This window comes from Ruegeria sp. CJ9, assembly GCF_056536625.1.
Map to the genome: position 1 here is coordinate 13,976 of NZ_JBQFPY010000005.1, position 25,538 is coordinate 39,513.

Sequence of the window (25,538 nt, forward strand, 5' to 3'; positions counted from 1 at the left end):
CATTGTGGCGCCATGACGTTGCACGCCCGTTCGATCACCCTGAATTCGCCCGAAGAAACCGCCGATCTGGCCGCACGGCTGGGTGCAAAATTGCGCCCTGGCGACATCTTGTTGCTTGAGGGTGAGATCGGCAGCGGTAAGACCCATTTTGCGCGCAGCCTGATCCAATCACTGATGTCTGTGCCCGAGGACGTGCCTTCGCCCACCTTCACGCTGGTACAAGCCTATGACACCCTACCTGGCGAGATCTGGCACTGCGATCTGTACCGGCTAAGCGCCTTGGAAGAGATCGAAGAACTGGGGCTGTCCGACGCTTTTGAAACTGCCATTTGCCTGATTGAATGGCCGGACAAGCTGGGTCCGCTGACCCCTGCCACCGCCCTGACCTTGCATTTGAAAACAGACCCTAACACGACGGGTTTGCGATATCTGACCCTTTCGTGGTCCGATCCGAAATGGCCCCAAATACTGGAGAGTGCCGCATGACGAACCGGGCTGTGCTGGCCGAGGCGCTGATTGCACAAACACCATGGTCCAACGCCACGCGCGCACCGCTGGCCGGGGATGCCTCGAACCGCCGGTACGAACGTTTGACCGATCCCGATACTGGCCGCACGGCTGTTTTCATGGACTCACCTCCGGGCAAGGCCGAACCGGTTGAGGCTTTTGTCCGCATGGCTAACTATCTGCGGGAAATCGGGCTTAGCGCACCCGAAATCTATGCCGAGGACACAGAATTCGGCTTTCTGTTGCTGGAGGATCTGGGCGATGATCTGTTCGCCCGCGTCCTCAGGCAAAACCCTCGGATGGAGCGCGAGCTGTATGAGGCTGCAACCGACGTTCTGATCGAGTTGCACAAGGCACCTACCCTGTCACTGCCGTCTTATGATCCGACGATGATGACCGAATTGGCTGCGTTGTCCTTCACCAAATACGCCCAAGCGGTATTGGGGGAACATGATGCAGACGCTCGGATACGGTTTGAAAACCGCTTTGCGGATATTTTGCACCAAGAAACCTCGGGCCGCAAAGTGGTGATCCAACGTGACTATCACGCGGAAAACATGATCTGGTTGCCGGACCGTGACGGGGTCAAGCGGGTGGGATTGCTGGATTTCCAGACCGCGATGCTGGGCCACCCGGCCTATGACCTCGTGTCGATGTTGCAAGATGTGCGCCGTGATGTGGCACCGGGGACCGAGATGCGGATGGTAAACCGATACATCGCCGCAACCGGCGAAAAGGATCATGACTTTCGCACTGCCTACGCCGTGTTAGGCGCGCAGCGAAACCTGCGCATTCTGGGCGTGTTCGCCCGATTAGCGGTGGACTATGGAAAACCGCAATACATCGATCTGATCCCGGCCACATGGGCGCATCTGATGCGCGATCTGGACCATCCTGCGCTAGTCTCTGTTGCTGATCTTCTGCGCGGCGCCCTGCCCGCCCCAACCCCGGAAAACCTGGACAGGCTCAGACAGACATGACCCGACACCCCGACGCCGTGATGTTGTTTGCCGCCGGGTTTGGCACCCGTATGGGCACTTTGACCAAAGACCGGCCCAAACCCCTGATCGAGGTCGCAGGCCGCCCGCTGATCGATCACGCGCTGGATTTGACGGACGATCTGCCCGCTGATCGAGTGGTTGCTAACCTGCATTATTTGCCCGACCAGCTTGCAGCGCATCTGACCCCCAAGGGCGTGCTGACCTCTTTGGAAGAGCCGGAAATTCTGGAAACAGGCGGTGGGCTGCGTGCTGCTCTGCCCCTACTGGGGCTGGATCCGGTATTTACCTTGAATACGGATGCAATCTGGTCTGGGCCGAACCCTCTGACCCTTTTGCGCAAAGCGTGGGACCCCAACCGAATGGATGCGCTGCTTATGTGTGTTCCCATCGCCCAGACCATCGGGCATGCCGGACCGGGCGATTTCACGGCAGATGCCGAGGGCCGGATCACCCGTGGCCCCGGATTAGTCTATGGCGGGGCGCAGATCATTAAGACCGAAGGGCTGGCAGCCATATCTGAACAAGCATTTTCGCTGAACTTGCTGTGGGATCAGATGCACAAACAGGGCCGTCTGTTCGCGGCCACCTACCACGGTCGCTGGTGCGACGTGGGCCGCCCCGAGGGGATCGCCCTGGCCGAGGGGCTAATTGCCGATGTTTGAACCCAGCGCTGCGCCCCGTGTCTTTGCCGTGCCTCCGGGCGCAGATTTTCCAAAGGCTCTGGTGGATGGCCTGCGTCAACGCGCCAATGACCAACCGCCCGAGGCGCTGGCCCGGGTCCAATTGGTGGTCAACACGCGCCGTATGGCCCGGCGCGTACGCGATCTGTTCGATCAGGGCCCGGCCTGCCTGCTGCCGCGCCTGTCGCTGGTGACCGATCTGGGCGAAAGCGTCGATCTGGCGCAAATCCCGCCCGCCATCCCCGCATTGCGACGCAGGCTGGAGCTGACGCAGCTGATTGCCAAGCTCTTGGAGCAACAGCCTGATCTCGCTGCGCGATCCTCATTGTTCGATCTGTCCGACAGTCTGGCGGCGCTGATTGACGAAATGCAGGGCGAAGGTGTTTCGCCAGACGCGATCCGGCAGCTGGATGTCAGCGACATGTCTGGTCACTGGGCACGGGCCCAGGCTTTTATCGGGATTGCCGACCATTTCATTGACTCTGGCCCTGATGCGCTGGACGCGCAGGCGCGGCAACGGCGTGTGGTGGAAAATCTGATTGATCGCTGGCAGGTGGCCCCTCCGCAGCATCCGGTAATCCTTGCGGGCTCTACCGGCTCGCGTGGCACCACATTGATGCTGATGGAGGCCGTCGCCCGCCTGCCGCAAGGGGCGTTGATCCTGCCTGGTTACGATTTCGATCAGCCTGACCATGTCTGGCAGGGATTGGACGATGCGCTAGCCTCAGAAGATCACCCGCAATACCGGTTCCGAAAACTGATGACCCGGCTTGAAATGCAGCCTGACCAGATAGGGCACTGGACCGGTAACCCTACCCCGTCCCCTGCCCGTAACCGTCTAATCTCACTTGCCTTACGACCCGCACCGATCACCGATGCCTGGATGTCCGAAGGCCCCAGATTGACCGATCTGGATGGCGCCACCAAGGACCTCACCCTGGTTGAGGCGCAATCCCCCCGCGCCGAGGCATTGGCCATTGCCCTGCGTCTGCGTGAAGCGGCAGAAACCGGCCAGACCGCCGCGTTGATCACGCCTGATCGGATGCTGACTCGTCAGGTCAGCGCCGCATTGGATCGGTGGAACATCCTGCCGGATGACAGTGCGGGTCTGCCATTGCAACTATCGGCTCCGGGCCGGTTTCTGCGCCATGTGGCTGGGCTGTTCGCCCGGAGGCTCGAGGGCGAGGCGCTGCTGACCCTGCTGAAACATCCGCTTTGCCACGATGGCGGCGATCGCGGTGCGCATCTGCTGCATACCCGTGATCTGGAACTGGATTTGCGGCGACACGGCCCTCCGTTCCCCGACAGCGCCAGCCAGGCCGCTTTTGCCATCCGCAAAGAGGTGCCAGAGCAGTGGATGCAATGGCTGGTGGCGCAGTTCTGCGACCAGCAAGTGACGGGTGAATTACCTCTATCCGAATGGGTGACCCGCCTGCGCAATCTCGCCGAGGCAATATCGGCCGGTAGTGAAGGCGACGCCGGAACGCTGTGGGACAAGAATGCGGGCCAAAAGGCGTTGTCAATTCTGACCGCGCTTGAGGACGAGGCCGAACATGGCGGCCCGATGACGGCCCATGATTTCGCCGACCTGCTGGGCGCGCTGCTGGCGGGGGAAGAGGTTCGCGACCGGGACGCGCCACATCCGCATATCATGATCTGGGGAACGCTTGAGGCCCGGGTTCAGGGCGCTGATCTGTTGATTCTGGGCGGCCTAAATGAAGGCAGCTGGCCCGAGGCCGCAGCACCTGACCCTTGGCTGAACCGACAGATGCGCGACAAGGCGGGGCTGTTGCTGCCCGAACGCCGCATTGGCCTGTCAGCGCATGATTTCCAACAAGCCGTCGGAGCGCCCGAGGTCTGGTTGACCCGCGCAACCCGATCCGATGACGCCGAAACCGTGCCATCGCGCTGGCTGAACCGGATGACGAACCTGTTGCAGGGCTTGCCGGGGCAGGGTGGTCCCGAAGCGCTGGCTTCAATGCGCGCTCGTGGCAAGCAATGGCTGCGTTGGTCGGAACAGCTTGAGGTCGCGCCGAAGATCGAACCGGCCGCGCGTCCATCGCCGCGCCCGCCGGTCGCCGCACGCCCACGCCGTCTGAGCGTGACCGAAATCAAACGCCTGATCCGCGATCCCTATGCGATCTACGCCAAACATGTGCTGCGCTTGCGGCCACTGGACCCCATGGTCCAGGCACCAGACGCTTTGCTGCGCGGGATCGTCATCCACGAAATCCTTGAACATTTCGTCAAGGACAGTGTTTTGGACAGCGCTTTGCTGACACGCGAGAATTTCCTGAAACGCGCTGAGACGCTGTTGGACCAGCATGTCGCGTGGCCGACCGCCCGCAAACTGTGGCTGGCACGGCTTGAGCGGATTGCCGATGACTTCCTTACCGCTGAAACCGCCCGACGTGGCGATGGCGGGCCAGTGGCGTTTGAGGCCGCGATGAAGCTGGTGCTATCGCCACTGGATTTCACCATCGCAGGACGAGCCGACCGAATCGATCACAACAGACGTGGCGCGCTGCGGATCGTGGATTACAAGACCGGCACGCCTCCGACCGAAAGCCAGCAAGCCAAGTTCGACAAACAATTGCTGATCGAGGCCGCCATGGCCGAGCAAGGCGCCATCGAAGGCATCGATCCGTTACCGGTTGCCGAGGCTGTATTCATCGGCATGGGCGGTACTTACAAAGAGGTCGCGGCCCCATTGGCCAAGGAGCCGCCTGACAAGGTTCTGACCGAGCTGAAAGAGCTGGTATCTGCCTATTTAGAGCCTGATCAAGGCTTCACCGCGCGCCGGATGCTGCACAAGGACACGGATGTTGGCGACTATGACCACCTCGCCCGGTTCGGCGAATGGGACCGCACTGACAAAACCACACCCGAGGTGCTGAAATGAACGCCCGCAATGATGCAACCGAGCGGCAGGTGCAGGCGGCGCGCCCAGATGCCTCGACCTGGTTGGCGGCCAATGCGGGGTCGGGCAAGACGCGGGTTCTGACCGACCGGGTGGCACGGTTGCTGCTGGGTGGCGTGCAGCCGCAACATATCCTCTGCCTGACATACACCAAAGCCGCCGCCAGCGAGATGCAGAACCGGTTGTTCAAACGGTTGGGTGAATGGGCGATGCTGGAGGATGACAGCTTGCTGGCGCAGCTGACCGATCTAGGCGTGCCGGGCGTGATCGACCCTGACAGGCTGGCGCAGGCCCGCACCCTGTTTGCCCGCGCCATCGAAACGCCGGGTGGACTAAAAATCCAAACGATCCACTCATTCTGCGCTTCGCTATTGCGGCGATTTCCTTTGGAGGCCGGGGTTAGTCCTCAGTTTTCCGAGATGGAGGACCGGGCCGCAGCGCTATTGCGCGAAGAGATCGTCGAAGATTTTGCCGATGGTCCGCAGGCCGCACTGATTGAGGACGTCGCCCGTTTCGTCACAGATACCGGCTTTGACAATCTAACCGCCGCCGTCACGCATAAACGCAACCTCTTCTCTCAGCCAATAGAGTGGCCTGATCTGCTGCAACGTTTCGATCTGCCCGACGGGTTCGACGAAAACGCCCTGCTGGCCCGCGTGTTTCTGGGTGGTGAGGTCGACTTGATCCGCGCGATCCTGCCTGCACTGACCGAAAGTGGCGGCAACAATGCCAAGGCTGCGGCCAAACTGGCGGCGTTTACCGAGGCGCGCATCAACAGCTTGCCGCTGTTGGAGGGCGTGTTTCTGACGGGCAAATCGGCCAAAGAACCTTTTACCGCCAAGATCAACAGTTTCCCCACCAAAGCCCTGCGGGAAGGCGTGTTGGCTGGTCATATGCCTCAGCTGGAAGCCCTCATGCTTCGGATCGAGGCCGCACGCGAACACCGGCTGGCGCTGGTCGCGGCACGCAAAACACATGTTCTGCACCGTTTTGCTGCTGCCTTTTTGCCAGAATACGAACGCCGCAAGCTGTTGCGCGGCTGGCTGGATTTCGACGACCTAATCCTGCGCGCACGGCAGGTGCTTAACGATCCGGCCGTGGCGGAATGGGTGCTGTACCGCCTTGATGGCGGTATCGACCACATTCTGGTGGATGAGGCGCAGGATACCAGCCCAGATCAATGGGATGTTGTTGAAAAGCTGGCTCAGGAATTCACCAGCGGGGAAGGGGCCCGATCCGGGGTCGAGCGGACTATTTTCGTGGTCGGCGACAAGAAACAGTCGATCTATTCCTTTCAGGGCGCCGACCCGCAGGCCTTTGACCGGATGCAACAGGAATTTGGGCGCAGATTGGAAGAATCAGGCTCTAAATTGTGGGATTCGACACTAGAATACTCATTCCGATCCTCTAGTGCGATCCTGTCTCTGGTCGATATCCTGTTCGAAAACCGTGCCGAGGCTGGGTTTCACAAGGATAGCCTGCACCGCGCATTTAAGGCCGATTTGCCGGGCCGCGTTGATTTGTGGCCGGTGGTTGAAAAGGTCGACGATGATGATGATGGCGACTGGACCGATCCGGTGGATCGACCCGGCGCGCGGCACCACACGGTCATTCTGGCCGAACAGGTAGCCCGCTCGATCAAGACCATGATCGACACCGGCGAGACGATCCCCGAGGATGGTGACCGGCCCGGCACTTTCGTTCGGCGCAAGGTGCAACCGGGGGATTTTCTGATCCTCGTCCAACGCCGTTCAGACCTGTTTGCCGAGATCATCCGCGCCTGCAAGGCCGAAGGCCTACCCATTGCCGGGGCCGACCGTTTGAAAGTGGGCGCGGAACTAGCGGTCAAGGATCTGGCGGCGCTGTTGAGCTTTCTGGCCACGCCCGAGGACAGCCTGTCACTGGCCACAGTGTTGAAATCGCCTTTGTTCGGGTGGGGTGAACAACAATTGTTCGACCTGGCGCATCGGCGGCAGGAACAGTTTCTGTGGGCCGCTTTGCGACAACGGGCCGAGGAGTTTCCCGAAACGCTAGGCATCCTCAACGATCTGCGCGGCCAGATCGACTTTCTGCGCCCTTATGACCTGATCGAACGCATTCTGACCCGGCATGACGGGCGGCGGAAACTACTGGGCCGATTGGGGGCCGAGGCCGAGGATGGTATCAACGCACTGCTGTCACAGGCACTGGCTTATGAGCGCACCGATATTCCCAGTTTGACCGGGTTTCTGGTCTGGATGCAGACCGACGATCTGGAAATCAAGCGGCAGATGAGCGGTGTCGGCAACATGATCCGCGTGATGACGGTGCATGGCTCCAAAGGGCTTGAGGCCCCGATCGTGATCCTGCCGGATACCGGCAAGCGACAAGCCCCGCGTGATGCCGAGATCATGGTGGGTGAGGGCACACCGCTGTGGAAAGTACCCGCGGATGCCTCGCCAGCCTTGATCGCCCAGGCACGAGCCGAGGCACGGACGCGGGAAGAAAATGAACGGCTTCGACTGCTATATGTGGCTCTAACGCGGGCCGAAAAGTGGCTAATCGTCGGCGCCGCCGGGGATGTCGGCAAAGACGGAACCAGTTGGTACCAGATGGTCGAGGCTGCGATGGCACGGGCAGGGGCCGCACAGGTCCCTGGCTCGGAAACCCTGCGTCTGTCACATGCAGATTGGGACGCGTTACCTCTTGTCGAACATGTGGAGCCTGAGATTGCCGCGACTCCGCTGCCCAACCAGTTCCTTTCCCCAGCGTCCGTGCCAGAACAGGCGCCCGAGACGCTCAGCCCGTCTGATTTAGGTGGGGCCAAAGCGTTACCCGGAGATACCGGCCACGATGAGGAGGCCGCCAAACTGCGTGGCACGCGCCTACACTTGTTGTTGGAACACTTACCATCCGTTGCGCCAGAGAATTGGCCGCAGCTTTGCGCCCGGGTTCTACCTGATATGCAACAACCTGACCGGCAGGAACTGTTGGATGAGGCGCAGGCCGTTCTGGCGGCTGACCATCTGAAATTCGTGTTCGCCAAAAACACACTGGCCGAGGTCCCGGTGACCGCCGATCTGAACGGGCGGCGCATGCATGGAGTGATCGACCGTCTGATCGTGACCGAGGCGGATGTGCAGGTGATTGATTTCAAATCAAATACCACGGTTCCTGAAAGCGCATCAGCTTGCCCCGAAGGTCTGTTGCGACAGATGGGGGCCTATGCCCAAGCGTTGGCGCAGATCTATCCGGGTCGACAAGTTCGCACGGCGATCCTGTGGACGCGTACAGCCGATCTGATGTGGTTGCCACACGATCTTGTGACGGATGCATTGACCCGCACCCAGATATCTTGACCTTGGGCGGTGCCGACCCTACGTTCTGTTCCCGAGTTTACCCCATTCAGGAGACAGAATATGTCGACCGTAGCCGTGACCGACGATACCTTTGACGCCGAGGTTAAGAATTCCGACATCCCCGTTGTTGTCGATTTCTGGGCCGAATGGTGTGGCCCTTGTAAGCAGATCGGCCCCGCCCTGGAAGAGCTGGCCGCTGAATACGGCGACAAGGTGAAAATCGCCAAGGTTGACGTAGACAGCAACCCGAACGCCGCCGCCGCCATGGGCGTGCGCGGTATTCCGGCCCTGTTCATCTTCAAGGACGGTCAGGTCGTCTCGAACCGCGCAGGCGCGGCGCCGAAGGCGGCACTGCAAAGCTGGATCGACGAATCCATCTGATCCAACGTGATCAGCAAGTCATCAAAGGCGCCTTGAACCGGGCGCCTTTTTTATTGCCGGGAGGATCAGATGGCAAAAACACGGGTACTTGTGGAGTTCGGCATGGGGACGTCTTTGCGCCGCGAGGATTATACCGAGGCCGCGCTGCGGGCGATCAAAGATGCACTATGGCACAATTCGGTCAACATGGCCGAGCTGTTCGATTTTCCGAAAGAGGCGATGATCATCGACGCCGAAATTGGGGTTCAGCAGCCCGAAAAGGTGGATCGAGGCGCATTGACTGCCATTTTCCCTTATGGACAGCCCAATATCACCATCACTCAAGGTGGGTTGGATATTGAAAAGCCGCATACCGAAGGTCGGACAGTCATTGCCAATGCGGCCATCATCGTTTCTTTCGATATGGAGCCCGTGACATGACCGAAAAACGTATCATTCTGGAAATGGGTACCGGCAACGACCTGTATGGGCAGGATTACACCAAGGCCGCACGCCGGGCGGTGCAGGATGCACTGCATCATTCGTCGATCACGCTGTTCTCAAAGCTGGGTGTGGATCATACCGACATGCGCGTTTGCGTCACGATTGGGGTACAGGACCCTGACCAGGTGAATTGCGATCTTGTTGCCGCCGATCTTCCCCGCGGACGGGCCGAGGTGCGGGCTGTCAAAGGTGGGTTGGATATCGAAGATATTGAGGCTGGCACGAGACATGTGGTGGCAACCGCCGCGATCGAGGCTTTCCTGCCCGACCTATCCGGCCAATACAAACTGTCCTGACAAAGAAAAAGCCGCTCGGACGAGCGGCTTGCATTCTTTTTGCACTGGGCGCGGATCAGACGTTTCTGATGTCCGCGCGGCACAGGCCGATATCTTCCAGCTGTGCGTCGCTCAGCTCCGACAGGGCCTTGCGTGTCTTGCGGGATTCATTCCACGCGATTGCTTTGTCATAGGTTCCGTAGAACGCGTCCACTACGTGCAGAATGGTAGCTGCTCCGAGCGGCGCATGGGTTTTAGCGATGGTTGCCATTTGCGCAGTCCTTATATGTGAAACAGCCGACCCGTTGTCGGTTGTGAGGCTCATGTAGGACGTCAGGCTGAGACTCACAATTGCTAGTCCGGTAACCCCGCATTGCGATTCCTGCATATCTTTTAGGCAGTTCGTGACCTGTTGCGCTGCGGACAGGTCCGGCCCATATAGGACGGCAGTTGAAAACGGAGGCTTTTATGGCGGATAGCGATTTTCCCGGATGGCACGGCACAACCATCATTGGCGTCAAAAAGGGCGGTCAGGTGGTGATTGCCGGTGACGGACAGGTCAGCCTGGGCCAAACCGTGATCAAGGGAACAGCACGCAAGGTGCGCCGCCTGTCGCCCGGCGGGTTCGAGGTTGTCGCCGGTTTCGCCGGGTCAACCGCCGATGCCTTCACCCTGCTGGAGCGTCTGGAAGCCAAGCTTGAGGCCACACCCGGCCAGCTGGCGCGCGCCTCGGTCGAACTGGCCAAGGATTGGCGCACAGATAAGTATCTGCAAAAGCTTGAGGCGATGCTGATCGTCACCGACGGCAAGGACCTGCTGGTGATCACCGGGGCAGGGGATGTGCTGGAGCCCGAACACAACGTGGCCGCCATCGGCTCGGGTGGGAACTTTGCCCTCGCCGCAGCCCGCGCCATGATGGACAGCGACAAACCCGCCGAGGACGTGGCGCGCGAGGCAATGGCAATTGCTGCCGATATCTGCGTCTATACCAACGGCAACCTGACGGTCGAGACGATCTCAGGCTAACAGCGCCTTGATCTCTTTTCCTTTCCAGCGCAGGTGCATGCCGACCAGCCCCATCAAGGCCGTCGCGATGACGATGTAATAGGGCAGGCGGATATCAAAGCTCATCAATCCGCCGCCGATCAGAGACATGACACCGCCCGCCAGACAGAAGACAGCGGTGGTCACACCCATGACCCAACCCTGATCGGTCTCGGCAACGGCCGAAGAAAACAGCCCCAACAGAGTTGGGTATGAGACGCCGAAAAAGAAATAGAAGAAGAAGACCGGCACGTAACTCAGCACACCGCTGGGGCTGAAGGCAAAACCGAACCCGCAAATCACCATCACCACCAGCGAAGTGTAGATGATCTGGTGCTTGCTGAACCTCTCTTGCGCAGGCTTCACCAGGAAGGTGCTTGAGAACGCCAGCGCAAAACCGATCACCACCATCGCCATGCTACCGCCAATGACTCCGTATCCCCAGGCGCTGGTCAGGAAATTATCAACGAAGACATAGAAGGTGACATTGGCGATCATGAACAGCGCATAGACTGGCAGGATTTTCAGAACCATCGGGTGTTCTCGCACAGCAATCAGGCTGTCGGTCACGTCCCGCGGGCGGAACACAAAAGCCGTACGCTCGGTCCGGGTGTCCTTGAAAAAGGTCAGCACAAGGAAGATGGCGATCAACACCAGAATAAATGCGCCATAGAACGGGGTTTTCAGCGTAGCAAAGCTGCCCAGCAGGTTGGCATCGGACAGAACCGCGCCAATGATTGGACCGCCGACAAGGCCAAAGCTGACACCGGTTATGATGTAACCCATGTTGCGGTCGCGATCCGCCGCGTCGGTACTGCCGTCAATCATCGCCGCCTGCGCGATGGGCTGGTTCCCTGCGGTGAACCCGGTGATCGAACGGCCTATGATCAGCAACAGCAAGCTGTTCATATACAGCGCCGCAATGGTCAACGCATACCCTACCAGTGCCCCGCTCAGACAGACCAGCAGCGCATTCTTACGCCCGATGGAATCCGAGACCTTGGATACATAGACCACACCCAGAAACCACGACAAAAAGAAACAACCAATTACCAGCCCGTAATACAGATGGCGGCGACCATCGGGCGTACTCTCGGGCAGGAATCCCGATTTCGTCTCCATGATCAGCGAGTTGATGATGGGAAACACCAGTCCTTGCCCGATCAGGTCCACAAACACCACGAACAGCAAGGTGATCTTGGCAATTTTCGTCACTTTCACACTCCTGACCGTCAACACCTTGAAATCACTGTAACAGAGGGCGCGCGTTTCACCTATGGAAAGCGTTTGCAAACCGGATGGGCCATTGCTAACCAACGCTGCCAATGAAAAGGGCTTGGTTGTTTTCGCGATTGCGGTGATTACCTAAGCCCAAGACTAGCCATGCCGACCGAAAGGACTGCCCCTGTGACCGACCTGACCCCGCGCGAGATCGTCTCGGAACTGGACCGCTTTATCATCGGGCAGAAAGACGCCAAGCGCGCCGTGGCCGTGGCGCTGCGCAACCGCTGGCGGCGCAAGCAACTAACCGATGACATCCGGGATGAAGTCTATCCCAAGAACATCCTGATGATTGGCCCCACCGGTGTCGGCAAGACCGAGATCAGCCGCCGTCTGGCAAAACTGGCCCGCGCGCCCTTTATCAAGGTCGAGGCCACCAAGTTTACCGAGGTTGGCTATGTCGGGCGCGACGTGGAACAGATCGTGCGCGATCTGGCGGATGCCGCCATCATCCAGACCCGCGAATACATGCGCGAAGACGTCAAGGCCAAGGCTCATCAGGCCGCCGAAGACCGCGTAATCGAAGCCATCGCCGGCACCGATGCCCGCGAAGGCACGCGCGAGATGTTCCGCAAGAAACTGAAAGCCGGCGAACTGGACGATACGGTGATCGAGCTGGAACTGTCCGACACCTCGAACCCAATGCCGATGTTTGACATTCCCGGCCAGCCTGGCGGCCAGATGGGGATGATGAATCTGGGTGATATCTTCGGCAAAGCGTTTGGCGGGCGGACCGTCAAGAAACGTCTGACCGTTGCCGAAAGCTATGATGCGCTGATCGGGGAAGAGGCCGACAAGCTACTGGATGATGAAACCGTCAACCGGGTGGCGCTGGAATCGGTGGAACAGAACGGCATCGTGTTCCTGGATGAGATCGACAAGGTCTGTGCGCGGTCCGACGCCCGCGGTGGCGATGTCAGCCGCGAAGGGGTGCAGCGCGACCTGCTGCCTTTGATTGAGGGCACCACCGTGTCAACCAAGCATGGTGCGGTGAAAACCGACCATATCCTGTTCATCGCCTCGGGTGCGTTCCACATTGCCAAACCGTCGGACTTGCTGCCCGAATTGCAGGGCCGACTGCCGATCCGCGTAGAATTGCGCGCCCTCACCGAAGAGGATTTCGTTCGCATCCTGACCGAGACCGACAACGCCCTGACCCGCCAATACACCGCATTGATGGGCACTGAAGAGGTCACTGTCAGTTTTACCGAGGACGGCATCGCCGCCCTGGCCAAGATCGCAGCGGATGTGAACCAAAGCGTCGAAAATATCGGCGCGCGGCGGCTGTACACAGTGATGGAGCGGGTGTTCGAGGAGCTTTCGTTCACCGCACCTGACAAGGCCGGGTCCGAGATCACCGTCAACGCCGATTTTGTCAGCGAAAACTTGGGCGAATTGACCAAGTCGACGGATCTGAGCCGTTACGTTCTGTAACGTCTTCAGCCGGAAATTGCCGCTGATCCTGCCCCATGTCGCTGGACGTGGGGCAAGAATTCGATAGCTTAGCGCAAAAGGCCGTTAGGACCCTGTTTGATGCGCTACCTGATTTTTCTATTTATGTCTTTGTCTCTGAGCGCCTGTGTTGACAGGACGGTCTCTGAAATTGTGCCGTCGGCTGCGTCCATAGGAACGACGAAAACCGTATTTGCCAGCACGACCAGGGCCCGCGAAGCAGACGGATCATTTGGTTTCAGGCGCAGTGAAAAACTGCAGTTTCTGGAAACCACCGTGTCCATACCGCCAACACACACGCCGGGAACCCTGAAGTTCTCTTATGCAAATCCCAACCCGCAAAAAGAGTTCGTTCTGGCTGATGTGACCGAATTGAACGGGCCTCAGGGACTGCGGCACCATCTGCGTGGGCAGGACGAAGTGACGATCTTTGTGCATGGCTATAACTCGACCCAAACCGAAACCATCTTTCGCGCGGCGCAGCTGTCGCATGACATTGGTCTGCCCGGATCGATCCTGGTGTATTCCTGGCCCAGCCGTGCGACGGGATATGGATACGCTTACGATCTGGACAGCATGCTTTTTGCCCGCGACGGTTTGGAACAGACCATTCGTGAATTGAAATCGATGGGCGTAAACCGGGTTCTGCTTGTGGCGCATTCCATGGGCAGTGCCCTGACGATGGAGATGATGCGACAAACCGAATTGCAGGAACCGGGTTGGGCCAAAAGAAATATCGAAGGTGTGGTTCTGATCTCTCCTGATCTGGACGTGGATTTGTTCCGTTCGCAGATGGACAGGATCGACAATCCACCCGACCCGTTCATTGTCATGGTCTCGCAAAAGGACAAAATCCTGAACATTTCAGCCCGTCTGCGAGGCACGGATGAGGGCGAACGGCTGGGCAATATCAGTTCGATCAAAACGCTTGAGGACTTTCCTATCAACGTGATCGACACGACCGCATTCAACAGCGATGCCGAATCTTCGCATTTCGTTGCTGCTACATCTCCGGCTTTGCTGGCGATCCTCAACTCGATCCGGCGGGTCAACAATACATTTGGCCCTGACGAGCGTCCGGCTATCGACATTCTGGTGCCCCCCAGCGAACGCAACCCCACAGGCGCGACCGGGATCGTGTTGACGGAAACGGGACAGGCGCAGGTGTCCAACCCGTGACACGGGTTAAATTGCGTCATTTTCTTTTTCAAAATGCCTCTTGGTTGAGCGCCGGGGTTCTGCTGACGTTTTTGTCCAGCTTTGGGCAGACCTTTTTCATCTCGGTCTTTGCCGGTGAAATCCGTGCAGCGTATGGGCTGAGTCACGGGGCCTGGGGAGGGCTTTATTCTCTGGGTACCACCGTTGCGGCTGTCGTGATGATCTGGGCCGGCGGGTTGACCGATATCTTTCGTGTTCGGGTTCTGGGGCCGTTGGTGCTGGCTGGTTTGACGCTTGCGGCGCTGTCGATGGCGTTGAACAATAGACTGTTCCTTCTGCCTATCGTGATCTTTCTGTTGCGCCTTTTCGGGCAGGGGATGAGCACCCATCTGGCGCAAGTGGCCATGGCGCGCTGGTTCACCGCGACACGTGGCAAGGCGCTGTCGATCGCCTCGCTGGGATACGCGGTCGGAGAGGCGCTGTTGCCGGTGATTTTTGTCGCCGCGATGGTGTTTCTCGACTGGCGATTGTTGTGGGTGGTGGCCGCAGGTGTGACGGTATTGGGTATCCCGGTTCTGATGCGTCTGCTGCGTCTGGAGCGCACGCCGCAAAGCCTGTCAGGGGATCACATTGCCACTGGCATGCAGGATCATCACTGGACCCGGAGCGAGGCGCTGCGCAATTCGCTGTTTTGGTTCATGGTTCCCGCGATCCTTGCACCATCTGCCTTCATCACCGCGTTTTTCTTTCATCAGGTCCATCTGGCGCAGGTCAGGGACTGGCCGCATATTCAACTGGTGGCGCTGTTCCCTGTATTCACCGGCGTTTCGATCCTGTCGATGTTTGCCGCTGGTTGGGCGCTGGATAAATGGGGCACCGCGCGGATCATGCCGTATTACCAGCTGCCGATCGGTGTGGGCTTTGCTATTCTCTCGGTCACCAATACCATAACCGGCGCCCTGATCGGCCTGATCTTTCTGGCTCTGACGGTCGGTGCGAACAACACATTGCCTAGCGCCTTTTGGGCCGAGTTTTACGGCACTCGCCATATTGGCGCGATCAAGGCACTGACGACCGCGGTCATGGTGCTGGGTTCGGCCATTGGTCCAGCTCTAACTGGGGTGCTGATCGACTACAACGTCACGCTTGGTACTCAGTTTATGTGGATCGCTGCGTTCTTTGTTGTAGTCAGCAGTTTGGTCTGGACCGGCATTCACCGCGCGAAAACCGCGTTTTAACGACCCCGGCGCAGATACACGTAATAGGCCCCGTCGCCGCCGTGGCTGATATGGGCGGGTGTTACCTGTAACACAGCCTGCGCCAGCGGTGGGATCGACAGCCAGTGTGGCACCTGATTACGCAGTACGCCGCGTGGGGTCGGAATGGGGCCGGGTTCGTCACGGTCCTTACCCTTGCCCGTAATCACCAGCACCAGCCGCTTGCCCTGTGCCTGCGCCGTCAACACAAACCGCACTAGCGCCGGATGCGCCGTGTCGATCCGCATACCGTGCAGATCAATCCGACCTTCGGGTTTCAGCTTGCCGCGCTTCATCCGTCCAAAAGCCTTGGTGTCCATCTGCACCGGGCTGGCGCGCAGGCTGTCAGTGACCGAGGGCTTCAATGCATGACGCGCCACTTTGGCGGGCGCGGTCTGGCCGATCTCGAACCCGTCCAGCCGCATCTTTGGTGTTTTGGTTGGTTTCGGTTTGGGCAGGGTGGTGGGATGAACCGATTGCGGCAGCTCAGGATGCAGACGTTCAGCCTGTTTGGTGACTTTGCGCCACAGCTCGATCTCTTCTTCGGTCAGTTTGCGCCGGGTCATCAGAACTCATCCGGGATCAGGGCATAGGCGCGTTGGATCGGCAACAGGATCACCATGCGGCCCGGATCTTTCAGACGCCCTGCTGCCTGCCCAGCGGCATCACCGGTGCCAAAGAAGATATCCGCCCGCTGAGCACCCTTGATGGCAGCACCCGTATCTTGCGCGATCATCAATCGGCGCATCGGGTCCTTGCCGTCTTTTTCCACCCAGACCGGAGACCCCAGCGGCGTATATTCAGGATCCGCGGCAATGCTGCGCATAGTGGTGACAGATCGGTTCATCGCTCCCAGCGGGCCAAGTTCGGGCGCAACGCGGGTGACTTCACGAAAGAACACGTAGGAAGGGTTGTGAAGTAACAGTTCAGACCCGGCCTCGGGGTTTTTGCGCACCCAGGCGCGGATCATCTGCGCGCTCACCTCATGCGCGCCTAACGCACCGCGGCGGATCAATTCGGCCCCGATCGACCGATACGGATGCCCGTTCGCGCCGCCATAGCCCACGCGTAAGCCACCACCATCGGGCAGACGAATACGGCCCGAGCCTTGGATCTGCAAAAAGAACAGCTCGACCGGGTCATCAACCCAGGCGATCTCAAGCCCCCGGCCAGTCATAGCATCCCCGGTAAGGATGTCCCGGCGGCTCAGCCAAGGCCCTTCGGCGCGTGCTTCGGGTGGCATTTTGTAGATAGGGTATTTGAACCGGTCGGTCCGGCTGCGCGATCCATCCAGTTCGGGCTCAAAATAGCCGGTGAACAGCGCATCTTTACCGTCTTCAACCAAAACCGGACGGAAGAAAAGCTCGAAAAACGCCTGCGCTGCATCCCCTTCATAGGTTCGGGCCACAGCGCAAAGGGCACGCCAATCCGGATCATTCAGATCGCCGCACGTATTCAGAAATACCGAAAGGGCCGCCCCGTGATCGTCAGCGGCCCAGCCCTCAAGGTCATCAAACGACAGGATCGAGCGCGTCGCCTCAGCTCCGGCGGCGCTAGCGGTGGTCATCGCACCCACCAGTAAAAGCGACCGGAGTGCGGCAATCATGCGTCCGTGGCGACAAGCAGCCAGTTCGGATCGTCCGCGCCCATGACACGGGCAAAGGTCCAGCTGTCCTTTTGGCGTTTGACGGTGTTCGGGTTACCTTCGATGATATCGCCGCCGCGATCACGCACAACCGAGGTCAGCTCACCCACGAATTTCATGGTGATCTCGGCCTGATTGGTATCTTTGTCGAATTTCACGTCGGCCAATGTGGTTTCACGCACGCCGATAAACTCGGCCTCGATGGTCAGGCCTTGATCTTCACGGGCGGCCACGACGGACACGAACGTGTCGAACACCTCTTCGGACAGGAAGGGTTGGATTTCGTCCAGATTACCCTTTTCGAAACCCATGACGATCATCTCATAGGCACCGCGCGCGCCCTGCACGAATTCGGTGACGGAAAAGCTGGGCTCGATCCGCTTCATCGCAGCAAGCGTTTGTGCCTGTTCGCTGTCTTCGGCAACATGGTCTGTGATGTCGTAATCAGGACCACCTTCAATCACCTCAAACCCGCGGCGGGCACTGTGCCCGTCGGGTTGTTCCTGAACAGGAGGTTTCTCAAAACCTTCACGCGTACCCAGCACGCTTTTCAGGCGCAGGATCAGGAAAACGGCTATTCCGGCCAGGACCAGCAACTGGATCATCGGTTCGTTCATTTCATCCTCTTTTCAGACCGCGACTTTGTATACGCGGCCTCATGCCACTATGTAGGTGACAGTTCGTGGCAAGTCCACTGCCCGACCACTGGTAAAGGATAACGCATATGTACCTGTTCTTGGCATTTTTATTGGTTCCGATCATCGAGATTGCCCTGTTCATTCAGGTGGGTGGTCTGATCGGCCTTTGGCCAACCCTTGCAATAGTGGTGCTGACCGCTGTTCTGGGCACTGCGTTGGTCAGGACACAAGGTCGCATGGCGCTGGCGAACCTGCAGCGATCCTTTGCCGAGTTGGACGATCCGACAGAACCCCTGGCCCATGGGGCGATGATCCTGTTGTCCGGCGTTCTGTTGCTGACGCCTGGTTTTTTCACCGATGCGGTCGGTTTTGCCCTGCTTGTTCCGGGCATTCGCGTGGCCGTGTTCCGATACCTGAAATCGAAGGTGACGATCACCCAGTTCCAGATGGGCAATGGGGCACAGTTCCGGTCTGGTCCTGCACCATTCGAGCAAGATGACGTGATTGACGGCGAATTCACCGAAGTTCGGCCCCGTCAGGACCCTTCGAAACCATCGAAATGGGTTGAAGGACCGTGACCTGCATTGAGGTGCCGCGCCCAACTTGCTAAGCAGTGTCGAATTTCATTTTTGGAGTAGATCCATGGCCGAAGAAAACGCTGCAGAAAACACGGCAGCCCAAGCCGCCCCCCAGGTACAAATGCGAGTGCTGGGGCAATTCATCCGCGATTTGTCCTTTGAAAACGTGATGGCACAAAAAGGTGTGTCCGGTGACGTTCAGCCCGAAATCGCCGTTCAGGTGAATCTGGATGCAAAAAAGCGCGCGACGGAACATCAGTACGAAGTTGCAGTCAAACTGAACCTCAAGTCGAAAGCCAAAGGACTGGAAGACGTTCTGTTCCTGTGCGAAATCGACTATTGCGGCCTGTTCCACATCGAAGGCGTGGCCGAGGACCAGTTGCATCCGTTCCTGATGATCGAATGCCCGCGCATGTTGTTCCCGTTCCTGCGCCGCATCGTCAGCGATATCACCCGTGACGGTGGCTATCCGCCGGTCAATCTGGACAATATCGATTTTGTCGCGCTGTACCGCAACGAACTATTGCGTCGTCAAGCAGAAGCGCAGAAGGCGAACGCCTAATCGATTTGACCCGCGCCGTGTTTCACCTCAGGCGCGGGTCCACAAGGCGTTTTTGCCCAATTTCTCTACAAATGCTTTATGCGCCGCGCGTTCTTCGTCGGTGATCTTTGATGCCAATGGTGTCGGACGCGCCGCTGGGCGCCAATCGTCCTGACCGCCTGCGGCCGAGGAAGCAGTCGCGGTCAAGCCGAAGTCCGGCTGCCGCCCCCCGATCAGTTCCAGATAGACCTCGGCCAGAATTTCCGAGTCGAGCAACGCCCCGTGTAGCACCCGGTTCGTGTTGTCGATATTGAACCGACGGCACAGCGCATCCAGTGACGCAGGTGAGCCCGGAAACCGTTTGCGCGCAATTGCCAATGTATCCAGCGCCTGATCCATCGGAATCGACGGCAAACCCATCCATTTTAGCTCCGCATTCAGGAATTTCATATCGAAGGATGCGTTGTGGATCACCAGTTTCGAATCCTGGATGAAATCAACAAACCCCTGACCAACCTTGGCAAAGACCGGCTTATCCTTCAGCGTGACCTCACCCTTTTCCGGCGGGCGCGGGTTTTCCAGCAGGTCGGGGCCGATCCCATGCACGCCAAACGCCTCTTCGGGCATGGATCGTTCAGGATTGATATAGACGTGATAGGTCTCGCCCGTGGCCACGTGGTTCCATAGCTCGACCGCGCCGATCTCAACAATCCGGTCGCCGCTTTCGGGATCAAACCCCGTGGTTTCGGTATCGAGTACAATCTCACGCATCTGCTATCCCCGCCCGTATTTGCCTGACCACATCCTGCACCTGCGCGCGGGCGTGGTCCAGAGTATCGGTCACGATCACATAATTTGACCGCGCGCATTTTTCGTCATTCGGCATTTGCTTGGCGCGGATCTGTTCAAACTGTGCATCAGTCATCGTACCGCGCGCCATCACGCGACGCTTTTGTTCGTCCGCCGGGATCGAGACACAGGCCACCGCATCCATCGCTGCATCACCACCGGTTTCAAACAACAGGGGGATGTCGAACACCAGAATATCCGCGGTCGCGTATTCCCGAAAAATAGCGCGATCTGCGGCAACAAGCGGATGTACGATGGCCTCAATCTGTTTCAGCGCGGCTGGGTGCTGCGCGATGACTTGTTTCAGGGCGTCACGACTGACAGACCCATCGATGATGGCATCTGGAAAAGCAGCGCGCATCGGCGCGACGGCCGCTCCTTCCCTTGAATAGAGTCTATGTACGGCTGCATCCGCATCCCACAGCGCACAGCCTTCTTCGACGAACATCTGCGCCGTGGTGCTTTTGCCCATCCCGATCGAACCGGTTAAACCAAGCGCGAAACTCATCCCAAAACCGCCGCGCGCAGGTCATCGGTCACCTCGGGGCGGGTGCCGAACCAGCGTTCAAAACCGGGCACCGCCTGATGCAGCAACATGCCCAGACCATCGACCGTGGTACAGCCTGCTTCCTCAGCCGATTTCAGAAGATGCGTTTGCAAAGGTGCATAGACCAAATCAGTCACAACCGCACCCGCTTGCAACCCATCCAAGGGCACCCTCAGTTCCGGTTGTCCCTGCATGCCCAATGAGGTCGTGTTGACCACCAGTTCAGCTTCTTCAATGACATTGCCGGCCTGTAACCAATCCACAACGGTGATGCGGTCGCCAAATTCATCTTTCAACTGATCCGCCCGGACGCGCGTGCGGTTGGTCAGCATGATCTGGGGCACGCCCGCGTCCAACAAACCCTGCAACACCGCCCGTGCTGCGCCACCCGCACCAAACACCACCGCCGGGCCATCCGACGGAACCCAATCCGGCGCGCCGCTGCGCAGGCTCTGCATAAACCCATAGCCATCGGTGTTGTCCGCGTGGATTGTGCCATCATCTTGAAACACCAAGGTATTTGCCGCCCCGATGACCGATGCGCGTTCCGATACGTGATCGGCGATACGCAACGCCGCTTCTTTGTGGGGCACGGTCACATTCGCCCCGACAAACCCCGCCTTCGGCAGGGTGCGCAAAACCGTCTCAAGATCCTCGGGCGCTACGTCTACGGGGATGTAATGCCCGGCCAGCCCATATTTCTTTAACCAATGGCCATGCAGTTGGGGCGACTTGGAATGCGCAATCGGGTGTCCGATTACTCCGGCCAGCGGTACTCGGTTATGTGTCATTGGTCGATCACCCCTTTGACGGCCAGAAAATTGAGCAGTTCCAACAGGGGCATACCCAAGACATTAAAATAGTCGCCGTCAATGGTGGCGAACAGGCGCACGCCTTCTTCTTCCAGCTTATAAGCCCCCACCGCGTGCCGGATACTGTCCCAATTGCGGTCGATATAGTCGCGCAGGTACGCGTCCGAACTCATCCGCATGCGCAAACGCACCTGCCCGACATGGCGCCAGATCGGCTCGCCATCCAGATAGATCACCGCCGCCGACAACAGCATGTGCCGCTTGCCCCGCATCGCCTTGAGCTGCGCCAGCGCCTCCTGGGGCGTTTCCGGTTTCGACAACAGCTTCCCGTCGAAATCCAACACCTGATCGCACCCCAGAACCATCGCACCTGGTTTTTTGTCGCTGACCTTGCGCGCCTTCATCTCAGCCAGTGCATCGGCGATGTCCCGAGGGGATGCTTCCTCAGCCAGCAACGCGCGTTTCATGGTATCCTCATCCACGCGCGCGACCTGAACGGAAAACGGCACGCCTGCGTTTTCCAGTAGCTGCGCACGTATGGATGAGCCTGAGGCCAGGATGATGGGGACAGACATGTGGACAACCCCGTGTGCAAATCGTTGAGCGTTCTTGAATGGTTTGTATGGTTTTCCGATTGACACGCAACCCCGGGATATTCGCGCAGATCTTCCCTGAGTCGCTCGAACGCTGTCCATCCGGGACAAGGATAAGTCGGAATGACGGGATAAGCGGGAACTCCACATATACTCAGAAACTTATCCCCAGAGCATCTTTTGCAGATACAACTTAACTCATTGAGTTAATTATATTATTTTCACTATTAACAGAATCATCGCTTTGACGCGTAAAAATGTCCACCTGGGGAAAACACATGTGTAAAATATTAATCCACGAATTTTGTTCACCCTACAAAACCATCTTCCTTTTTCTTTTCTTATTTTTTTATTAGGGAGAGTTCCGAGCAACGCCCGGAGCCAGGATGACCGATCTTCTTTTCACGATTTACCCGTGGGTGAAGTCTTTACATATCATGGCCGTGATCTCGTGGATGGCCGGTTTATTCTATTTGCCCAGACTGTTCGTCTATCACGTAGAAAAGGCGCAAGCCGTCGATGGTGCTGAAACCATTTTCTTTGAAATGGAAGAAAAGCTGCTGCGCGTGATTATGCGCCCGGCAATGATTGTGGCGTGGGTGTGTGGCCTGATCATGGTGTTCACACCAGGCATTGTCGGTTGGGATTTTGCATGGCCCTGGATTAAAGGTTCTGCCGTGATCGGCATGACCTGGTTCCATCACTGGCTGATGGCGCGGCGCAAAGACTTCTTAGAGGGCCGAAATACGCTCACTGGGCGCCAGTACCGCATGATGAATGAGGTTCCCACCATTTTGATGGTTGCCATCGTTCTGGCGGTCATTTTGAAATTCTGAGGGCCTGTTTGACTCCGCAGTCAGCCGCGCTTATGTAGAGATTAACACGCCCGTCCGGGCGGCGTATCTTCCGTACTGAAATTCCACTTCGTGCCGCGATGCCTGCGGCGAAGGTATATATCATGACAACTGACACCCTGAATCTGGCTGACCTTAAGGCCAAAAGCCCCAAAGACCTTCTGGCGATGGCCGAAGAGCTGGAAATCGAAAACGCCTCGACCATGCGCAAGGGCGAGATGATGTTCCAGATTCTGCGTGAACGCGCTGATGAAGGCTGGACCGTTGGCGGTGATGGCGTGCTTGAAGTGCTGCAGGACGGCTTTGGTTTTCTACGTTCACCCGAAGCGAACTATCTGCCGGGCCCAGATGACATCTACGTTTCACCGGATATGATCCGTCAGCATTCGCTGCGCACCGGGGATACGGTCGAAGGTGATATCAAGGCACCGGATGAGAACGAGCGGTACTTCGCGCTGATCAAAGTCACCAAGATCAACTTTGAAGAGCCTGAAAAAGCCAAACACAAGATCCTGTTCGACAACTTGACGCCTTTGTATCCCGATGAACGTCTGAAGATGGAGATCGAAGATCCCACCATCAAAGATAAGTCGGCCCGGGTGATTGATCTGGTCTCACCTATCGGTAAAGGACAGCGGTCTTTGATCGTGGCGCCGCCGCGGACTGGTAAGACGGTGATCTTGCAAAACATCGCGCATTCGATCGAACAGAACCACCCGGAGTGCTATTTGATCGTTCTGCTGATCGATGAACGCCCCGAAGAGGTGACCGACATGCAGCGCTCGGTAAAGGGTGAGGTTGTGTCCTCGACCTTTGATGAACCTGCAACACGCCACGTCGCCGTATCCGAGATGGTGATCGAAAAAGCCAAGCGTTTGGTCGAGCATAAACGAGATGTTGTTATTCTTCTAGATTCGATCACAAGACTTGGTAGAGCGTTTAACACTGTGGTCCCCTCATCCGGTAAAGTTCTGACCGGTGGTGTGGATGCAAACGCTCTGCAACGGCCCAAGCGCTTCTTTGGTGCTGCGCGGAATATCGAAGAGGGCGGATCGCTGACCATCATCGCCACCGCGCTGATCGATACCGGCAGCCGGATGGACGAAGTGATCTTTGAAGAATTCAAAGGCACGGGTAACTCGGAAATCGTTCTGGATCGTAAGATCGCAGACAAGCGCGTGTTCCCGGCGATCGACATCCTCAAATCCGGCACCCGGAAAGAGGACCTGCTGGTCGACAAAGGTGATCTGGCCAAGACCTTTGTTCTGCGCCGTATCTTGAACCCGATGGGCACCACTGATGCGATCGAGTTCCTGTTGTCTAAGTTGAAGCAGACCAAGACCAACGGTGAGTTCTTCGACTCGATGAATACCTGATACAGGTCTTAACCGACGCGAGGCCTTCGAATGGATACGATATTCGCCTTGGCCAGCGCCCAGGGTAAAGCAGGGGTGGCGGTCATCCGCCTCTCGGGCCCTTTGGCGCATTCAGCCGCAGCCGACCTGACCGGCAGCCCGCTACCGTCCCGCGGTATGCGGGTTCGGTCTTTGTGTGCAGCTGATGGGTCACGCTTGGATGATGGGTTAGTTCTGACCTTCCAGGCCCCGGCCAGCTTTACCGGTGAAGACGTCGCAGAGTTGCAGATACACGGCAGCACGGCTTCGGTTAATGCGGTAATGCAAAATTTGTCCGATACGGTTGGGTTGCGGCTTGCAGAACCCGGGGAATTTACGCGCCGTGCATTGGAAAACGGCAAGATGGACCTGACGCAGGTCGAAGGTCTGGCCGATCTGATCGATGCCGAAACCGAGGCGCAGCGTAAACAGGCCCAGACCATTTTAGCGGGAGAGCTGGGTGGCTTGGCCGAACGCTGGCGCCGTGACCTGATCCGGGCGGCGTCTCTGCTGGAAGCCGTGCTAGATTTCGCCGATGAAGAGGTTCCAACCGACGTGACACCTGAGGTCTGCACATTGGTGACCGGCGTCATGCAAGACCTGCAACGCGAAGCGGACGGTGTAAAAATTGCCGAACGTATCCGGACCGGGTTCGAAGTTGCCATTGTTGGCCTTCCAAATGCAGGCAAGTCCACCTTGCTGAATGCGTTGGCGGGTCGAGAGGCCGCGATCACGTCGGAATATGCCGGCACAACTCGTGACGTTATTGAAGTTCGCATGGATCTCGGTGGTTTGCCTGTGACTTTGCTGGACACCGCAGGGTTGCGCGAAACCGAAGATCACGTTGAAAACCTTGGAATTAATCTGGCCCGTAAACGTGCGGACGCGGCTGATTTGCGGGTATTTCTGACCGAAGACCCGTCAGACCTTGGTGTTCCCATGGTCGAAGGTGACATTCAGCTTTTTCCGAAATCTGACCTGCGCGGGGATGATAAGGGCGGGATTTCCGGGAAAACCGGTCATGGAATTGATCAGTTAATTTCCCATATATCGTGTGTATTGGGTGAGAGATCCACAAGCCATGGTATTGCAACCCGTGAACGCCACCGAGTCGCACTGAATGAATCCAAGGCAGCTTTGGTCGCGGCGATGACAGTTCTGGAATCAGGCCCGGACCTGTATGATATCGCGGCAGAAGAGTTGCGGACGGCTATCCGCGCCCTTGAAACATTGGTCGGCAGAATAGGGGTCGAAGACCTTTTGGATGAGATATTCTCCAGTTTCTGCCTGGGTAAGTAAGGAGTGTTTCAC

General features: G+C 58.1%; 26 protein-coding genes. 17 read left to right on the plus strand and 9 right to left on the minus strand.

Features of this window, described 5'->3' with window-relative positions:
* Positions 1–12 precede the first annotated feature (12 nt).
* The 8 genes from tsaE to ACR0AJ_RS11585 all read left to right on the plus strand — a co-directional run bounded on the left by tsaE (position 13) and on the right by ACR0AJ_RS11585 (position 9,606).
* The gene (gene tsaE / locus ACR0AJ_RS11550; RefSeq protein ID WP_170349530.1) at positions 13–486 is read left to right on the plus strand and encodes a tRNA (adenosine(37)-N6)-threonylcarbamoyltransferase complex ATPase subunit type 1 TsaE; all 474 of its coding nucleotides are present in this window, start codon (positions 13–15) and stop codon (positions 484–486) included.
* The gene (locus tag ACR0AJ_RS11555) at positions 483–1,487 is read left to right on the plus strand and encodes an aminoglycoside phosphotransferase family protein (protein WP_170349531.1); all 1,005 of its coding nucleotides are present in this window, start codon (positions 483–485) and stop codon (positions 1,485–1,487) included. The genes tsaE and ACR0AJ_RS11555 overlap by 4 nt, the downstream gene beginning before the upstream one ends.
* Positions 1,484–2,170, plus strand: a complete 687-nt coding sequence (locus tag ACR0AJ_RS11560; RefSeq protein WP_170361087.1) for a nucleotidyltransferase family protein — start codon at positions 1,484–1,486, stop codon at positions 2,168–2,170. The genes ACR0AJ_RS11555 and ACR0AJ_RS11560 overlap by 4 nt, the downstream gene beginning before the upstream one ends.
* A complete protein-coding gene (addB, locus tag ACR0AJ_RS11565) occupies positions 2,163–5,090 on the plus strand; it encodes a double-strand break repair protein AddB (RefSeq protein WP_480740871.1) in 2,928 nt (975 codons plus the stop codon). The genes ACR0AJ_RS11560 and addB overlap by 8 nt, the downstream gene beginning before the upstream one ends.
* Positions 5,087–8,446: a double-strand break repair helicase AddA gene (addA, locus tag ACR0AJ_RS11570; RefSeq protein WP_480740872.1), complete on the plus strand. Its 3,360-nt coding sequence runs from the start codon at positions 5,087–5,089 to the stop codon at positions 8,444–8,446. The genes addB and addA overlap by 4 nt, the downstream gene beginning before the upstream one ends.
* Positions 8,447–8,455: 9 nt before the next feature.
* Positions 8,456–8,827: a thioredoxin gene (gene trxA / locus ACR0AJ_RS11575; protein WP_226689009.1), complete on the plus strand. Its 372-nt coding sequence runs from the start codon at positions 8,456–8,458 to the stop codon at positions 8,825–8,827.
* Between the two features lie 69 nt (positions 8,828–8,896).
* On the plus strand, positions 8,897–9,247 hold the full coding sequence (locus ACR0AJ_RS11580; protein WP_170349535.1) for a Lin0512 family protein: 351 nt from the start codon (positions 8,897–8,899) through the stop codon (positions 9,245–9,247).
* Positions 9,244–9,606 carry a Lin0512 family protein gene (locus ACR0AJ_RS11585; RefSeq protein ID WP_170349536.1) on the plus strand — a complete coding sequence of 121 codons (363 nt, stop codon included), beginning with the start codon at positions 9,244–9,246 and terminating at the stop codon, positions 9,604–9,606. The genes ACR0AJ_RS11580 and ACR0AJ_RS11585 overlap by 4 nt, the downstream gene beginning before the upstream one ends.
* A gap of 55 nt (positions 9,607–9,661) precedes the next feature.
* Here the strand turns inward: ACR0AJ_RS11585 and ACR0AJ_RS11590 are convergent, their stop codons facing one another.
* On the minus strand, positions 9,662–9,856 hold the full coding sequence (locus ACR0AJ_RS11590; RefSeq protein ID WP_170349537.1) for a DUF1127 domain-containing protein: 195 nt from the start codon (positions 9,854–9,856) through the stop codon (positions 9,662–9,664).
* A gap of 197 nt (positions 9,857–10,053) precedes the next feature.
* Between ACR0AJ_RS11590 and hslV the strand changes: the two genes are divergently transcribed.
* On the plus strand, positions 10,054–10,611 hold the full coding sequence (hslV, locus tag ACR0AJ_RS11595; RefSeq protein ID WP_058283350.1) for an ATP-dependent protease subunit HslV: 558 nt from the start codon (positions 10,054–10,056) through the stop codon (positions 10,609–10,611).
* Here hslV and ACR0AJ_RS11600 read toward each other — a convergent pair.
* Positions 10,603–11,844: an MFS transporter gene (locus ACR0AJ_RS11600; protein WP_170349538.1), complete on the minus strand. Its 1,242-nt coding sequence runs from the start codon at positions 11,842–11,844 to the stop codon at positions 10,603–10,605. The genes hslV and ACR0AJ_RS11600 overlap by 9 nt on opposite strands.
* A 192-nt stretch (positions 11,845–12,036) precedes the next feature.
* Between ACR0AJ_RS11600 and hslU the strand changes: the two genes are divergently transcribed.
* The 3 genes from hslU (at position 12,037) to ACR0AJ_RS11615 (ending at position 15,758) form a co-directional block, all read left to right on the plus strand.
* Positions 12,037–13,344, plus strand: coding sequence for an ATP-dependent protease ATPase subunit HslU (gene hslU / locus ACR0AJ_RS11605; RefSeq protein WP_170349539.1), 1,308 nt, complete (start codon positions 12,037–12,039; stop codon positions 13,342–13,344).
* Between the two features lie 99 nt (positions 13,345–13,443).
* Positions 13,444–14,541 carry an alpha/beta hydrolase gene (locus tag ACR0AJ_RS11610; protein WP_170349540.1) on the plus strand — a complete coding sequence of 366 codons (1,098 nt, stop codon included), beginning with the start codon at positions 13,444–13,446 and terminating at the stop codon, positions 14,539–14,541.
* Positions 14,538–15,758: an MFS transporter gene (locus tag ACR0AJ_RS11615; protein WP_480740875.1), complete on the plus strand. Its 1,221-nt coding sequence runs from the start codon at positions 14,538–14,540 to the stop codon at positions 15,756–15,758. The genes ACR0AJ_RS11610 and ACR0AJ_RS11615 overlap by 4 nt, the downstream gene beginning before the upstream one ends.
* Here ACR0AJ_RS11615 and ACR0AJ_RS11620 read toward each other — a convergent pair.
* From ACR0AJ_RS11620 to ACR0AJ_RS11630, 3 genes are read right to left on the minus strand one after another with little or no spacing between them, the layout of a single operon-like run.
* Entirely contained in the window at positions 15,755–16,342 is a 588-nt protein-coding gene (locus tag ACR0AJ_RS11620; RefSeq protein ID WP_170349542.1) for a Smr/MutS family protein, read from the minus strand. The two genes, ACR0AJ_RS11615 and ACR0AJ_RS11620, sit on opposite strands and share 4 nt — an antisense overlap.
* Positions 16,342–17,382: a murein transglycosylase A gene (gene mltA / locus ACR0AJ_RS11625; RefSeq protein WP_170411143.1), complete on the minus strand. Its 1,041-nt coding sequence runs from the start codon at positions 17,380–17,382 to the stop codon at positions 16,342–16,344. Before mltA ends, ACR0AJ_RS11620 begins: the two co-directional genes overlap by 1 nt.
* On the minus strand, positions 17,379–18,038 hold the full coding sequence (locus ACR0AJ_RS11630; protein ID WP_170349544.1) for a Tim44/TimA family putative adaptor protein: 660 nt from the start codon (positions 18,036–18,038) through the stop codon (positions 17,379–17,381). Before ACR0AJ_RS11630 ends, mltA begins: the two co-directional genes overlap by 4 nt.
* A gap of 107 nt (positions 18,039–18,145) precedes the next feature.
* On the opposite strand from ACR0AJ_RS11630, the gene ACR0AJ_RS11635 reads away from it, so the two are divergent.
* Complete coding sequence (locus tag ACR0AJ_RS11635) at positions 18,146–18,637, plus strand: FxsA family protein (protein ID WP_170349545.1); 492 nt, start codon at positions 18,146–18,148, stop codon at positions 18,635–18,637.
* A gap of 64 nt (positions 18,638–18,701) precedes the next feature.
* Positions 18,702–19,199: a protein-export chaperone SecB gene (gene secB, locus ACR0AJ_RS11640; RefSeq protein WP_170349546.1), complete on the plus strand. Its 498-nt coding sequence runs from the start codon at positions 18,702–18,704 to the stop codon at positions 19,197–19,199.
* A gap of 27 nt (positions 19,200–19,226) precedes the next feature.
* Here secB and dnaQ read toward each other — a convergent pair whose 3' ends face one another.
* The 4 genes from dnaQ to ACR0AJ_RS11660 are packed head-to-tail and all read right to left on the minus strand — an operon-like array spanning position 19,227 to position 21,961.
* The gene (gene dnaQ / locus ACR0AJ_RS11645; RefSeq protein ID WP_480647519.1) at positions 19,227–19,949 is read right to left on the minus strand and encodes a DNA polymerase III subunit epsilon; all 723 of its coding nucleotides are present in this window, start codon (positions 19,947–19,949) and stop codon (positions 19,227–19,229) included.
* Complete coding sequence (gene coaE, locus ACR0AJ_RS11650) at positions 19,942–20,535, minus strand: dephospho-CoA kinase (RefSeq protein WP_480647521.1); 594 nt, start codon at positions 20,533–20,535, stop codon at positions 19,942–19,944. Before coaE ends, dnaQ begins: the two co-directional genes overlap by 8 nt.
* The gene (locus tag ACR0AJ_RS11655) at positions 20,532–21,365 is read right to left on the minus strand and encodes a shikimate dehydrogenase (protein WP_480740877.1); all 834 of its coding nucleotides are present in this window, start codon (positions 21,363–21,365) and stop codon (positions 20,532–20,534) included. The genes coaE and ACR0AJ_RS11655 overlap by 4 nt, the downstream gene beginning before the upstream one ends.
* Positions 21,362–21,961, minus strand: a complete 600-nt coding sequence (locus tag ACR0AJ_RS11660) for a Maf family protein (RefSeq protein ID WP_480647524.1) — start codon at positions 21,959–21,961, stop codon at positions 21,362–21,364. The genes ACR0AJ_RS11655 and ACR0AJ_RS11660 overlap by 4 nt, the downstream gene beginning before the upstream one ends.
* A 404-nt stretch (positions 21,962–22,365) precedes the next feature.
* Between ACR0AJ_RS11660 and ACR0AJ_RS11665 the strand changes: the two genes are divergently transcribed.
* From ACR0AJ_RS11665 to mnmE, 3 genes are all read left to right on the plus strand, one after another.
* Positions 22,366–22,815, plus strand: coding sequence for a CopD family protein (locus ACR0AJ_RS11665; protein ID WP_170361059.1), 450 nt, complete (start codon positions 22,366–22,368; stop codon positions 22,813–22,815).
* Between the two features lie 122 nt (positions 22,816–22,937).
* On the plus strand, positions 22,938–24,209 hold the full coding sequence (gene rho, locus ACR0AJ_RS11670) for a transcription termination factor Rho (protein ID WP_170349552.1): 1,272 nt from the start codon (positions 22,938–22,940) through the stop codon (positions 24,207–24,209).
* A gap of 30 nt (positions 24,210–24,239) precedes the next feature.
* Positions 24,240–25,526: a tRNA uridine-5-carboxymethylaminomethyl(34) synthesis GTPase MnmE gene (mnmE, locus tag ACR0AJ_RS11675; RefSeq protein ID WP_480647527.1), complete on the plus strand. Its 1,287-nt coding sequence runs from the start codon at positions 24,240–24,242 to the stop codon at positions 25,524–25,526.
* Positions 25,527–25,538: the final 12 nt, after the last annotated feature.